Source organism: Methylocystis sp. Uni0008, from assembly GCF_056838045.1.
The window spans coordinates 692,481-704,522 of sequence record NZ_CM166370.1; the positions used below are offsets into that span (position 1 = coordinate 692,481).

Genomic DNA, 12,042 nt, shown 5'->3' on the forward strand with positions numbered 1-12,042 from the left:
TGATGAGGAATCGCGGACATGGCTGATTCAGAAAATACCACAACCAAGGCGCGCCCGCGCTATCATGATTTGATTGAGGAACTGCGCGCTGCGGGCGTCGATTACGCGCTCACAATAAAAGTATTCGAGTGCGTTGAAGCGGAGCGGGCTGAGGCCATCGCGAAGGCCGCGCGCCTGTATCACTTCGATGACGACGAAGATAAAATCAATCCCGGCTATTTTTCTGACGAACTCTGCACAATGTCGCGCCGGATGTGGGGGATCGTCGCGGCGGTCACCGACGTGCTTGGCGATAGATCCGACAAAGTCGGCCCCGGCGTGGTCCAGATCGTCGAAGACGCTGCCCGCGAAATGGAAAGGCTCGCCGAGGCGTTCCACGCCGAGAATTGGCTGGTGCGCCATCCGGGGGCGCAGTCATGAGCGCGCCCCGCAACTCCCCGAGCGCCGGCATTGATCCGGATTACGCATGGGCTGTCGGCGACCATTGGCTGACCGACGGCGACGACGAACAGGACGCCGAGCGGTCGCCGCATCAAGGCGGAGGCGGAGGCGGAGGCGGCGGAGCCGAGTCCAAACTCGTATTTGAGGACGCCTGAGCCATGCACTCACCAGCTACCATTGCGCGCCTATTGGCGCGCATCTGGCGCATTCGCCTGGCGTTCTTTGCCATGCGCGCGTCTAGCCGCTTCGCCGATCTTGCCGAATGGCTCATGCCCGAGGATTTGCGCCGCGTGCTGTGAGCGCCTACCTGCGCAGCAACGATCTATGAGGATTTGACATGCCGAAACACGATGAGCCGATCACGATGGAAGACGACATTGCGCGCAGCGCCAAAGCGAGCATAGGGCTCGGCGGCGGCTTTAGAGTGTTTGAATTCTCTGACGCCGACAGGAACGCAGTCCGCGCCACAATGCCCTGCGATGACGATGAACGTCTTGGATATTGGACGGCGTCCGTCGAGAGAACGCTGGATCGTTACGTTAAAGGAACCGTGTCTATTCCTGAGGTTCGCGCGCGGATGGAGCAGATGCTTGAGGCTGTGAAGCCCTTGTATGGTTTCATGGAGTTTCGCGGAACAGAGGAAAAGAAGTTAGACAGCGAGGTTTTAGAGTTCATCGAAACGATCGACGCCGAGGGCAATGAGCATCGTGCGCGATATTTTCGCGAGACGGTGCTCCATCGAGAAGGCGGATTTAAATTTGATTCCGCGATTGCCTATCTGGCGCATGCGCTGGAGCGCGGACTGACGGCGATAGAGCCCAATGGGCGCGATCCTGATTTGGCTTTGAGCCGCCTTGCAAATTCCCTCGGCGGATATTGGCTGAATTACACGGGAACAAAACCGACTCACTCACACAATAAGGGATCGTTCGGCGATCATGTTCGGGTGGCCATCGAAGCATTGCCAAGAACTCTCGTCATTCGCCCCGGCGTAGAAAGGACAGTCACTCGCCCCGGCGTCGACGCAATGGTTCGAAAAGCGGTCGCAAGTCTCAAATAATAAAGCGGTTACAGGAAGGTCGGCGAAACCGCGCCCCTTCCTGTCAGACCGGGCTGTTTCGCTCCGGCCGCGTGCGGGCAACGATGCGTCCACACGAACCGGAGACGCATCAATGACAGCCAATCAAGAATGCTACGCCGTCGCCATCAATGAGGCGGCGCGCCTGCTCGGCCTCGGCCGAACGTCAATCTACACCCTGATCAAGCAGAGCGAGCTGGAGACGGTTGTCCTTTGTGGGCGTCGGCTCGTGCTCATGGACAGCATCAAAGCGGCCGTCGAGCGCGCCAAGGCGGAGGGGAGCAAGCCTATTCGCAAGACGGCTCCGGCGGCGACATCCGAAGGCCCAATGATCCGCGCGCTTTAGAGCGCGTTCATCGCGGAAAGGATTTCAGACACAGAAGGAAAGAGCATGTCGCCCGTAAGAAAAACGCCGGCCCGGTCAGGGGTCGGCGCTCCTCAAAGCCAAATGTGCTGTTCTACACCACACCCCACTCATACGCCGACGATCCGAGAGCTTCAAGCGCGGATTTTAGAGCGCCGTCATCTGCTCCCGCCTGCTACGGCGCGCCTTGTCGCCGAGCTGCATTTCGCAGGGGGCGCTCGATGAATGCGATCGTCCATCTCTTTCCCGAACCCCCTCCGCGGCCGACAGACAATCAGCTCATCGCCTGCGACGCGATCGTCGAATTCGCTTCGCACATCATCAGGCAGTCATCTTCGCTTCGCGAGGCCGCATCGTCGGCCGACCTGGACGCTGTAGAGACGCTGGTCTTGGCGATAGAGAAGTGCTCTCGCTTGACGGCCAGGACATGGCGCGAAGTCACGCCCCCGCAAACCGCGGAGGGCGCGCCATGACCACGCCTCCTGGGTTTGAAAATTGGCCGCCGGCGCGACGCGATGATTATTTCGCGGAGGCCGCCCGAGAATATCGCGGCAAGAAGCCGATCACGCCACCGCGACCGAACGGCAGCGCCGACACGCCCGCCGCCGAAATCGCCCGCCTCGCGACGCTTGATCCGATCGCTTATGACGGCGAGCGCGAGGCTGCGGCCGAAAAGCTGGGTTGTCGCGTCTCGACGCTCGACAAGGAAGTCGCGAAGGCGCGCGCCGACGTCGACGACCAGAAACAAGGCGGCCTCTGCGCCGACATTGAGCCTTGCGCCGAGCCGGTCGACGTCGCCGAGCTGCTCGACGACGTTAAGGCAACGATCGCGCGTTTTGTAATATGCGACACGTCAACGGCGACGGCGGCGACGCTGTGGATAGCCTTCACCTGGATCATCGAACACGCTCAAGTCTCGCCGCTCGCCATCATCACGGCGCCGGAAAAGGGGTGCGGTAAGTCACAGCTCTTGGACGTGATCGGCAGGCTGTCGAAGCGGCCGCTCTTCGCGTCGAATATCTCGCCGGCCGCGACGTTCCGAATCATCGAAGCGAAGACGCCGACGCTGCTCATCGATGAAGCCGACGCCTTTTTCAAAGAGAACGAAGAACTGCGCGGCATTATCAACAGCGGCCACACTCGAACGTCTGCCTATGTCATCCGCACAGTGGGCGACGACTTCGACGTCAAACAGTTTTCCACATGGGGCGCGAAGGCGATCGCCGGCATCGGCAAATTGCCGGAGACCGTCATGTCGCGCGGGATTGTCCTAAGCCTGCGTCGGAAGCTCAAGACGGAATCCGTGGAGCGTCTGCGTCACGCGGAGCGCGGTTTGTTCGAAGAGCTCGCCCGCCGTCTGGCGCGCTTCGGACAGGACTACGGACCCGCAATCGCCAGCGCGCGACCGCAACTGCCCGACGCGCTCGGCGACCGCGAACAGGACAACTGGGAGCACCTATTCGCCATCGCCGACCTGGCCGGCGACGTGTGGCCACTGAGGGCTAAGCACGCCGCAGAGGGGATATGCGGCGCAGGAGCCGTCGACGACCTGTCCATCGGCGAGCAGCTGCTTCAATCGATCCGCGACGCATTCGAGCGTGACCGATCCGACAAGCTATCGGGCGAAGAGCTATTGAGCCGCCTCATATGCGAAGAGGACGCGCCATGGGCGACCTGGAACAATGGCAAGCCTATGTCGGCCTCGCAGCTCAGAAAGCGCCTCACCGCATACAACATCGAAAAGAAGAAAATCCGCGTCGACAGCTACACGACGGCGCGAGGATTCGAGCGCCGGCAGTTCGAGGACGCATGGGCGCGCTATCTCGACGTAGATGCTTCTTCTTCCTCTCTCCCACTATAAAACTGGAACATTGGAACAATGAATAAGAAACCCAGGAAAACCGGGGCTTTCGCTGTTCCAAAACTGTTCCAAAACCGTTCCAAAAATCCCATGTTCCGTTTTGAAAATGGAACTGGAACACGGATGGAACGGCTAAGTCGCTGTAAAATAACGCCTGTTCCAATGTTCCAGTTTTTTGCGCCCCCCCTATAGGGAAAGGTATGCCATGGCTACAAATGGCGACATTCAGGCGTCGAGATTGTCTAGAAATGTTAAGGTTGGCGGCCTTCAAAATGGCAAGACGGCGGCGTCTTTGAAAAACAATCAAAATAAATCAAGTTTCTGCGCGCTGGCATACGCAGCGGCGCGCCTGCGTTCAAACAATCAAAGCGGAAATCAAAGAGGGATTGTTACCGGCGGTTGTTATCGCTCGAACGCGACGACTGCATTTTGGAGATGGCGAGGTCTGAGAGCTTCACCCCGGTATCATTAGGCGGTATCACTGCGCTACCGCCTAAATCTTTTCGCGGCCGGCCGGCTCCAGCACTACCCTTCGCCTTGTCCATATCCCGAAGCAATGCGCCGGCCTTTCGCTCCGCGCGCATCCTAATTTCGGTTGCCTTGCGCGTCGCTTCGACGGTCCATCCTTCCTCGACCATGCGGGAGACGAGCGCTGGCCATAGCCATTCGGGAGCGGGGTGGATTTCCGCAAGGTGGCGCCAGAGATCGCCATCTACGACACGTGTCGTATCGGCAACTTTTGCAGCGCGCATACGGAGGCTGATGCTGTCTTGCGACAAGCTCATCTGCCTGCCGTATTCCGTCTGCGAAAGCCCCGAGTGCAGCGCGTGTAGCCCGACCTCCAGCGGCGACAACTCGCCCTGCGCGTTGTTCAGCGCGAGCGCCATATATGTCGGATGGTAAGTCCGCCGTTGTTCGTCTATAAACGCCTGTATTCTCTGGCGTTCATTTCTTAGCTCTACCGCAAGTCTTATCTGCGATATTGCTTCGCATGCGATTTTCGGCGATAGTTGCGGCACGGCCACATTGGAGCGCCTTCGTGAGGAAGGTAGGCCGTTCCGGGACGCGTGACGCGAAAGCCCCTCCCAGTGCAAACCGCGGGGGCTCCCACAATGTCCATCTTCGAAAAATTTACGGGCGGCTTCCGTCCTATTCAGCTCGAAACCAAGTCCGGCTCTATGGCCGAAGTGTCGCGCGCTCTGGAGGGCATCGGCAGCGCCTTCGAAGAGTTCAAAGATAAGCACAGTCGCGAACTGGCCGAGCTGAAAAAGGGCCGCTCTGATCCATTGACCGCCGAGCAGGTGGACAGGATCAACAAGAGCATTTCCGACATCGAACGCACGATGGAACAGGAAATCCTGGCGCTGAAGCGCAACACGATCCTGTCGCGCATGGCCGATGGCGGCGAATACAAGAGCCGCGAGGCGATGGACTACGAGGCCGCGTTCGGGCGCTACATCCGCAAGGGCGGCGACGCTGCGCGGATCGACTTGGAGCGCATCGGCGAGACCGTTCCCGAGTTGAAGGCGCTTTCGGTCGGCTCCGATCCGGATGGCGGCTTCACGGTGTTGCCGCAGGTCGAGCGCACGATGGTTGAATTGAGCCTGCTCATTTCGCCAATCCGCCAGGTCGCGAGCGTGACGCAGATCGGCAACTCTGCGCTGAAGATCCCCGTCAATATGCGCGGCGCAACGGCGGGCTGGGTCGGCGAGACGACGGCGCGCACGGAAACGACGGCGTCGACGTTCAGCGAAATCGAAATCCCTGTGAACGAAATTTACTGCATGCCGGCGGCGACGCAGAGCATGTTGGACGACAGCTTCCTCAACGTTGAGCAGTGGATCGCCAACGAAGCGGCGATGATCTTCGCGCAGATGGAGGGGCAAGCCTTCGTCAGCGGAACCGGCATGACGAAGCCGCGCGGCTTCCTGACTGAAACCGTCGTCGCCGATGCGTCGTGGGCATGGAAGAAGATCGGCTATTATCCGAGCGGCGCGTCTGGCGCGTTTGACGCGACGCTGACGTTCAATCCGATCATCGACATCATGTATGGCCTGCGCGGGATCTATCGCGCGAACGCGGTGTGGCTGGCCAATCGTCGCACGATCGCCGCGGCGAGGAAGCTCAAGGACAGCCAAGGGCATTACCTGTGGCAACCTGCCGTCGCCGCGGGCCAGCCGGCGACGCTGGGCGGCCATGCGGTCTATGACACTGAGGACATGCCCGACATGGCGGCCGACAGCTACAGCATGCTGTTCGGTGACATGAAGCAATTCTATCGCATCGTCGATCGCGTCGGCATCCGCACGCTGCGCGACCCCTACACCTCCAAGCCTTACGTCCTGTTCTACACGACGAAGCGCGTCGGCGGCGCTGTGCAGAACTTCGAGGCTGCGAAGCTTCTCAAGTTTGCAACGTCGTAACTCCATCGACGTTGCGAAGGCGCGGCGCTCTGTTTGGCTTGGCGGAGCGTCGCGCCGCTCTTGCATGTAGGACCGCGAGAAATACCGCGCCGATTGCGCCCATATCGCGGCGAGTGAAATCAAAGTCGTGTCGCTGCTTTTTGTCGGATGTTGCATCCGCTGCAATGGAGAGTGATGGATGACTGACCTAACCGCCGGCTCGCTGACGTTCAAATTCAAGGCCGAGGTCGACGACGTAAAGCGCGCGCTCGCGCAAGTTAAGCAGGACTTGCGCCGCATTTCGGCGCAAGCGGCCAGCGCATCGCGTGAAACGTCGCGGGGATTTGAGCAGGCGACAGCTCAGGCGAAGAGGTTCAGCGCGCAAGTTTCCGCATCGTCTGTTGCGCTGGGCTCTTTCGCCTCTCGCATGGCGGCGACATTTGTTCGCGAATTGCCGAACGCTTTGGCCGAGGCAGCTGAAGGCATGCGCAAGCTTCAGGAGACGGCGCGCACGCTCGGCGTGTCGTTTCAGTCGCTGAAGGATCTTAACAAGGCCGGCTCTGCGCTGGGCATTGAACCGGGGCAGATGAACGCAGAGCTGCGCCAGCTGGCGTTGCATTTGAGCGAGGCTGGCCGCGAGGGCGGCAAACTCGCCGAGTTCATGAAAGCGAACGGCATCGCCATCAAGGATGCGAGCGGCAACGCCAGGCCGTTCAAGGACGTGTTCGCCGACGTTGCACGGCTCATATCGAACGCCGGGAGCGAGGTGGACAAGCTCAACGCGATCAAGCTGCTTGGCCTCTCCGAGGAAATGCAGCGCGTCTTTGAGCAGGCCGGCGGCGACGTGCGCAAATTCGCCGAAGACGCCGGCGGCGAGATGAGCGAGTTTCAGAAGACGACGCTCGCGCGCTATCAGGAGCTGAAAGAGGATTTCAGCAAGATTTGGCAAAGCATCAGCGACAACGTCATCAACTATTTGGCTGAGATCAAGCGCTGGGCGCTCGAGGCCGCAGAAGCGATCGCGACGGCCTTCCGGGATATCGCCAGGGGGATCGATGCGGCGGTAGTTGCCGGGAAGCGCGCGATCGGCGTGGCGGCTGAGACCGTCGGGCTTGGCGGCAAGGCAGGAACGAGCGATTTCGAGTATCGCCAGGAGTCGTTGCAGATCGGTCGCCAGCGCATTCTGGACATGCGCGCCGCGGCGGAGCGCGAGGCGGAGCTCAATAAGCGCACGCTGGGCGACATCACGATCGGCGGCGGCTCTACCGGATCGATCGCTTTCCCCGCCAATGCGGAGCATGCCCACAAGGCGGCGCGCGAGGCTGTGCACAAGCACAAGGAAAAGGTTCAGGAGCTGACAGAGGCACAGAAGCGCCTCAACGCCGCTGTGAAGGAGTTCTCGGACGACATGGCGAGCGCTCTTGTCGATATCGCCGTCAATGGCAAGAAGGCGAAGGATGTGCTCGCCGACCTGGCGCGGCAACTGGCGTCGTCGGGGATTAAGAGCGCGCTATCGGGCGGCAAGGACGGGGGATTGTTCGGCGGGCTCCTGAGCGCTGGAGCCAGCGCCCTTGGCCTCCTGGGCGGCGGCGGAAAATATTTCAGCTCGCCGCTGTTCAGCGGAGCGCCGTTCAAATTCATGGCAGAGGGCGGAACGCTCGGAGCCGGGAAATGGGGCATTGCCGGCGAGGCCGGGCCGGAGTTAATCCAAGGCCCGGCGACGGTGACGCCGTTCGACAAGATGAGCGGCGGCTCGCCGAATATCATCATTCACAACAACGCGCCGGTCGATGTGACGCCGCAGATCACGCCGCAGGGCATCATGCTCATGATCGATCAGCGGATCGGGCAGAACAACAAACAGCTCGCGGAAGCGCCGCGCAGGCGAAATTAGTTCGCGGGCGTTCGCTGCGGCGCGCCAATATCCGGCCTCTGTAGTAAGACCGAAGGCAATACCCGGCGAGGCTTCGGCCGGCCTTTCATTTAAATTTCAAATATCTATGAGGCAAAGCTTTCGGATGGTCCGTCCGCGCAGGGACCGCGCCGCGAGCGACGGCAGCGCATCAAGCGCCGCGCCCGCCCCGCCGTAGCGATTGATCAGCTGTCTGAAGGTGCGCGGCCCGACGTTTTCGCTGCGAATGAGCCTCAGCCAGTCGACGAGCTGCGCTTCGCTCAACCGACCTGGCGAGGCCTCGCTCACGCCTTCTGACCTATGCGGGTCTCGGTCCCCGCGCGCAGACGCGCGATATTCTCGCGATGTCTATAGAAGACGATTGCGGCCATCGCCGCCACGACCAAGGCTTCGGCGCTATGGCCAGACAGGAACAAAGCTATGGGAGCCGCGGCGCTCGCGGTCAGCGCGCCGAGCGACGAGTAGCGTGAGAGCGCCGCCGCGGACAGCCAGACTACGCAAAAGACCAGCGCGGCCGGCCAGCTGAGGCCAAAGAGCACGCCAAGAAAGGTCGCGACGCCCTTTCCGCCCCTGAACTGCAGCCAGACCGGCGCAATATGGCCGACGAAGGCAGCAAAGCCGGCGAGCATGCCGCCTTCGGGCGAAAGCGACGCGCCGATGAGGACGGCCGCAACGCCCTTCAATCCGTCGAGCAGCAGCGTCGCGGCCGCGAGATCCTTTCGGCCGGTGCGCAACACATTGGTCGCGCCAATATTGCCCGAGCCGATGGAACGCAGGTCGGTCGTGCCCGCCACGCGCGTGAGCAGCAGACCGAAAGGGATGGAGCCCAGCAGATAGCCAATCGCAAGGGCGACACTGTCGTAAATGATGGAGCTCATGCGCGAAAACGCGAAACTTCTCGACGGCGAAGGGCGTGAGAATGCTAAAGGAGGCGTTGCCGCGCCGCAATACGCGATTTCACCTGCGACGGCGCCTATATCTCTGGGCGGCCGCGCCGTTTCGGCCCCTTCCTTTCAGGGATAAATCGCTCCCTGGAGTTCCGGCGACGAATGCCGCGTCGCGTTTTCAAACGCGAGGCGCTAAGAAGGCGAAAAATTAGGATTCGTATGACCGAGCACCGCAAGCCGCGACCACGGGCTTTCCGCCTCGAAGGCGACCAGACGGTCACCGCCAAGGCGGCGCCGCAGACCGATGACGTCAGCAGGCCCTCTATCGAGGTGGTCGAGGCGGAGTTCGACGTGTTCGCCCGCGAGGCTGCGCGGCTCGCCGACGGCATGACCATCGATGAAGCCGCAGTCGAAGCCGCGCAGGCGGACGGCATGCTGCGCCGCTACGTCTTCTCATGGGGTGGCGTCTTTCTGTCGGCGGTCAGCGGACTTCTGTCGCTGGCGCTGACGATGTGGATATGGGGGGTTGTCGAAGACTCCTTCCGCCACTCGGCGATTCTCGGGATGTTGGGACTGGGTCTTGCCGGCCTGGCCGCCGTCGCGGCCGCCATCTCCCTCACGCGCGAATTTCGCGCCATCGGCCGGCAGAATCGCATCGCCAAGCTGCACGTTGCGCTGGCGGAGGCGCACGCGAGCGATGACGGCAAGGCCGCGCGCGAGCGCGTCGGCGAACTTTGCAAGCTTTACGAGGATCGTCCCGACACCGGCCGGGCGCGCGCCCTGCTCAACGACTGTCTGAAGCAGATCATCGACGGACGCGATCTGATCACCCTCGCCGAGCGCAATCTCGTCGCGCCGCTCGACGAAGAGGCGCGACGCGAGATCGCCGCCGCCGCCAAACGCGTCTCCGTGGTCACGGCGATCAGCCCGCGCGCGCTCCTCGACGTTCTGTTCGTCGTCGGCCAGGCGATCGTGCTGATGCGAAGGATCGCGGAAGTTTACGGCGGCAGGCCGGGGCTGTTCGGTTTCTTCAAACTTGCCCGTTCGGTCGGCGCGCATCTCGCGATCACCGGCGGCGTCGCGGTCGGCGACTCGATACTCCAGCAGGCGCTTGGCCACGGCATCGCCGCGCGGATTTCGGCAAAGCTCGGCGAAGGCGTATTGAACGGACTGCTCACGGCGCGAGTCGGCCTTTCCGCCATGGCCGTCTGCCGACCGACGCCTTTCATCGCCGAGAAGCCGCCAGGCGTAAAGGACGTCGCGCCTTTCCTCTTTCACGGCGACAAGACGAAGAGCTGATCCGCGTTGAAAGCAGCAAGTCTGAAGGTCACCACCTGGAACATCAATTCGGTGCGGCTGCGCCTGCCGCTGGTCGCTGAGTTCTTAAAGAGCCGGGCGCCGGATGTGCTCTGCCTGCAGGAGACAAAATGTCGGGACGCCGAATTCCCGATGAAGGATTTCCATGCGCTTGGCTACACGCATATCGCGATCAACGGCCAGAAGGGCTACCACGGCGTTGCGGTCGTTTCGAAGCGGCCTTTGCGCTTTGTCGAGAAGCGCGACTTTTGCGAGAAGGGCGACGCCCGGCACGTCTGCGTGGAGATCGACGCCAAGGGAGGCCCGATTTCGCTGCACAACTTCTATGTGCCGGCCGGCGGCGACGAGCCTGACGTCGACGTCAATCCGAAATTCCAGCACAAGCTCGATTTCCTGGATGAGATGCAGGACTGGATCGCTGCCGAGGGAGTCTCGCGCGGCCGCGTCGTGCTCGTCGGCGATCTCAATGTCGCGCCGCTCGAACATGACGTCTGGAGCCACAAGGCGCTACTGAAGGTCGTGAGCCACACGCCGGTCGAAGTGGAGAAACTTACGGGAGTGCTCAAGGCCGGCGCATGGATCGACGCCATGCGCCACTTCGTGCCAGCGGAAGAAAAGCTTTATACTTGGTGGAGCTATCGCGCCGCCGACTGGAGGGCCTCGAACCGGGGGCGCCGGCTTGATCATGTTCTGGTGAGCGAGGCGCTTGGCGGCGGGCTGAAACGTCTCGACGTGCTGCGCGACGCGCGCAGCTGGACTCGGCCGTCTGACCACGTGCCGGTGACGATCGAACTATCGGACTGAGAACGCGCAAACGGCGGGAGGCGAGACGGCGGCATGATCGCGCGCGATCTGATGAACAGCGACTTTCCTTATGTAACCGCGGACGCAGATCTCGATTACGTCGCGAAACTTCTCGCTGAATGCGGGCTGGGCGCCGTCCCGGTCGTTGACGACGATCTGGCGCCGATCGGCATTGTGACGCGCAGCAATCTCGAACAGCAGCTCGCGCAGCCTCTGCCCGATCTCGGCGCCATCCCGGAGTTTCTGCGGCGCAACAGGCCAAGGACCGTATTTCACGCGAATGGCCGCGCCTTGCGCGATGTGATGACCTCTCCGGCGATCTCCATCTCTGACGTCGCAAAAATCCCCGACATCGCGCAGATCATGGAGAGTCACAGCCTCAAACGCATCCCCGTCGTCGAAGGCCACAAGATCATCGGGCTCGTGCTCCGCAAGGAAGTCATGGAGGCGATGAAGGGCGGCTTTTCCGCCTTGGCTCTGGAGGCGCATCGGCGTCGTCCGCTGATCTCGATGCCGCAGCAACCCAGCGACCGCTGCGCCATAGCGACGGCGCAGGAATTTCGCGAACTCGTCAACGCTCATGAGCGCCAGCTCGAACTGGAGCGCTCGGAACGGCGGCGCGTCGCAATCGACCTGCGCGAGCAACGCATCCGCGAACTCGCAAGTCAGCGGCTGACGGACGCCCAATGGCGCGAGATGGTGGAGCAGGCGCGACGCAGCGCGGCCGCGGGATTCACGGAACATGTGCTCATCCGCTTTCCCTCGCAGCTCTGCACGGACGGCGGGCGCGCGATCAACGCGCCGGATCCCAATTGGCCGGCGACGCTGCGCGGCGAACCTGCCGATGTATTCCGCCGCTGGCGCAATGAGCTGCATCCTCGCGGCTTTCGCATCGCCGCGCAGATCGTCGACTTTCCGGATGGTCTGCCCGGCGACGCCGCGCTGTTCCTGATGTGGACTTCGGCGCGCAATTGAG

The 12,042-nt window shown here is 61.9% G+C and carries 13 protein-coding genes and 1 pseudogene; 11 read left to right on the top strand and 3 right to left on the bottom strand.

Annotation, left to right across the window (positions count from 1 at the left end):
- Positions 1 to 18: 18 nt before the first annotated feature.
- From AC0X69_RS03480 to AC0X69_RS03505, 6 genes are all read left to right on the top strand, one after another.
- Entirely contained in the window at positions 19 to 420 is a 402-nt protein-coding gene (locus AC0X69_RS03480; RefSeq protein ID WP_482611328.1) for a hypothetical protein, read from the top strand.
- Complete coding sequence (locus tag AC0X69_RS03485) at positions 417 to 596, top strand: hypothetical protein (protein WP_482611329.1); 180 nt, start codon at positions 417 to 419, stop codon at positions 594 to 596. Before AC0X69_RS03480 ends, AC0X69_RS03485 begins: the two co-directional genes overlap by 4 nt.
- A gap of 3 nt (positions 597 to 599) precedes the next feature.
- Positions 600 to 740: a hypothetical protein gene (locus AC0X69_RS03490; RefSeq protein ID WP_482611331.1), complete on the top strand. Its 141-nt coding sequence runs from the start codon at positions 600 to 602 to the stop codon at positions 738 to 740.
- A 65-nt stretch (positions 741 to 805) separates the two neighbouring features.
- Complete coding sequence (locus AC0X69_RS03495; RefSeq protein WP_482611333.1) at positions 806 to 1,501, top strand: hypothetical protein; 696 nt, start codon at positions 806 to 808, stop codon at positions 1,499 to 1,501.
- A 112-nt stretch (positions 1,502 to 1,613) separates the two neighbouring features.
- Positions 1,614 to 1,865: a helix-turn-helix domain-containing protein gene (locus AC0X69_RS03500; RefSeq protein ID WP_482611335.1), complete on the top strand. Its 252-nt coding sequence runs from the start codon at positions 1,614 to 1,616 to the stop codon at positions 1,863 to 1,865.
- A 205-nt stretch (positions 1,866 to 2,070) separates the two neighbouring features.
- Positions 2,071 to 3,744 carry a DUF3631 domain-containing protein gene (locus AC0X69_RS03505; RefSeq protein WP_482611337.1) on the top strand — a complete coding sequence of 558 codons (1,674 nt, stop codon included), beginning with the start codon at positions 2,071 to 2,073 and terminating at the stop codon, positions 3,742 to 3,744.
- 389 nt (positions 3,745 to 4,133) lie between these two features.
- Here the strand turns inward: AC0X69_RS03505 and AC0X69_RS03510 are convergent, their stop codons facing one another.
- Positions 4,134 to 4,631, bottom strand: a complete 498-nt coding sequence (locus AC0X69_RS03510) for a ParB/RepB/Spo0J family partition protein (RefSeq protein ID WP_482611339.1) — start codon at positions 4,629 to 4,631, stop codon at positions 4,134 to 4,136.
- Positions 4,632 to 4,856: 225 nt separating this feature from the next.
- Here AC0X69_RS03510 and AC0X69_RS03515 point away from each other — a divergent pair, with 225 nt between their 5' ends.
- Together AC0X69_RS03515 and AC0X69_RS03520 are read left to right on the top strand one after the other, a co-directional pair.
- Positions 4,857 to 6,167, top strand: coding sequence for a phage major capsid protein (locus tag AC0X69_RS03515; RefSeq protein WP_482611341.1), 1,311 nt, complete (start codon positions 4,857 to 4,859; stop codon positions 6,165 to 6,167).
- Between the two features lie 178 nt (positions 6,168 to 6,345).
- The gene (locus AC0X69_RS03520; RefSeq protein ID WP_482611343.1) at positions 6,346 to 8,040 is read left to right on the top strand and encodes a phage tail tape measure protein; all 1,695 of its coding nucleotides are present in this window, start codon (positions 6,346 to 6,348) and stop codon (positions 8,038 to 8,040) included.
- Between the two features lie 120 nt (positions 8,041 to 8,160).
- On the opposite strand, the pseudogene AC0X69_RS03525 reads toward AC0X69_RS03520, so the two are convergent.
- Both AC0X69_RS03525 and plsY read right to left on the bottom strand, forming a co-directional pair.
- Positions 8,161 to 8,346: pseudogene (locus tag AC0X69_RS03525) on the bottom strand (DNA-processing protein DprA); the annotation flags it as partial.
- Positions 8,343 to 8,936 (bottom strand): glycerol-3-phosphate 1-O-acyltransferase PlsY, encoded by a 594-nt coding sequence (gene plsY, locus AC0X69_RS03530; protein ID WP_482611345.1) that lies wholly within the window; start codon positions 8,934 to 8,936, stop codon positions 8,343 to 8,345. The pseudogene AC0X69_RS03525 and the gene plsY, both read right to left, overlap by 4 nt.
- 228 nt (positions 8,937 to 9,164) lie before the next feature.
- Between plsY and AC0X69_RS03535 the strand changes: the two genes are divergently transcribed.
- From AC0X69_RS03535 to AC0X69_RS03545, 3 genes are read left to right on the top strand one after another with little or no spacing between them, the layout of a single operon-like run.
- Positions 9,165 to 10,244 (top strand): YcjF family protein, encoded by a 1,080-nt coding sequence (locus AC0X69_RS03535; RefSeq protein WP_482611347.1) that lies wholly within the window; start codon positions 9,165 to 9,167, stop codon positions 10,242 to 10,244.
- A 6-nt stretch (positions 10,245 to 10,250) separates the two neighbouring features.
- Positions 10,251 to 11,066, top strand: a complete 816-nt coding sequence (locus AC0X69_RS03540) for an exodeoxyribonuclease III (RefSeq protein ID WP_482611349.1) — start codon at positions 10,251 to 10,253, stop codon at positions 11,064 to 11,066.
- A gap of 33 nt (positions 11,067 to 11,099) precedes the next feature.
- Complete coding sequence (locus AC0X69_RS03545) at positions 11,100 to 12,041, top strand: CBS domain-containing protein (RefSeq protein ID WP_482611351.1); 942 nt, start codon at positions 11,100 to 11,102, stop codon at positions 12,039 to 12,041.
- Position 12,042: the final 1 nt, after the last annotated feature.

Bases quoted from the DNA above. Each gene is read 5' to 3' on its own strand.
- AC0X69_RS03520 (WP_482611343.1), top strand. From the start codon at position 6,346: ATGACTGACCTAACCGCCGGCTCGCTGACGTTCAAATTCAAGGCCGAG.
- AC0X69_RS03480 (WP_482611328.1), top strand. From the start codon at position 19: ATGGCTGATTCAGAAAATACCACAACCAAGGCGCGCCCGCGCTATCAT.
- AC0X69_RS03545 (WP_482611351.1), top strand. From the start codon at position 11,100: ATGATCGCGCGCGATCTGATGAACAGCGACTTTCCTTATGTAACCGCG.
- AC0X69_RS03510 (WP_482611339.1), bottom strand. From the start codon at position 4,631: ATGGCGCTCGCGCTGAACAACGCGCAGGGCGAGTTGTCGCCGCTGGAG.
- AC0X69_RS03490 (WP_482611331.1), top strand. From the start codon at position 600: ATGCACTCACCAGCTACCATTGCGCGCCTATTGGCGCGCATCTGGCGC.
- AC0X69_RS03485 (WP_482611329.1), top strand. From the start codon at position 417: ATGAGCGCGCCCCGCAACTCCCCGAGCGCCGGCATTGATCCGGATTAC.
- plsY (WP_482611345.1), bottom strand. From the start codon at position 8,936: ATGAGCTCCATCATTTACGACAGTGTCGCCCTTGCGATTGGCTATCTG.
- AC0X69_RS03500 (WP_482611335.1), top strand. From the start codon at position 1,614: ATGACAGCCAATCAAGAATGCTACGCCGTCGCCATCAATGAGGCGGCG.
- AC0X69_RS03535 (WP_482611347.1), top strand. From the start codon at position 9,165: ATGACCGAGCACCGCAAGCCGCGACCACGGGCTTTCCGCCTCGAAGGC.
- AC0X69_RS03495 (WP_482611333.1), top strand. From the start codon at position 806: ATGGAAGACGACATTGCGCGCAGCGCCAAAGCGAGCATAGGGCTCGGC.
- AC0X69_RS03515 (WP_482611341.1), top strand. From the start codon at position 4,857: ATGTCCATCTTCGAAAAATTTACGGGCGGCTTCCGTCCTATTCAGCTC.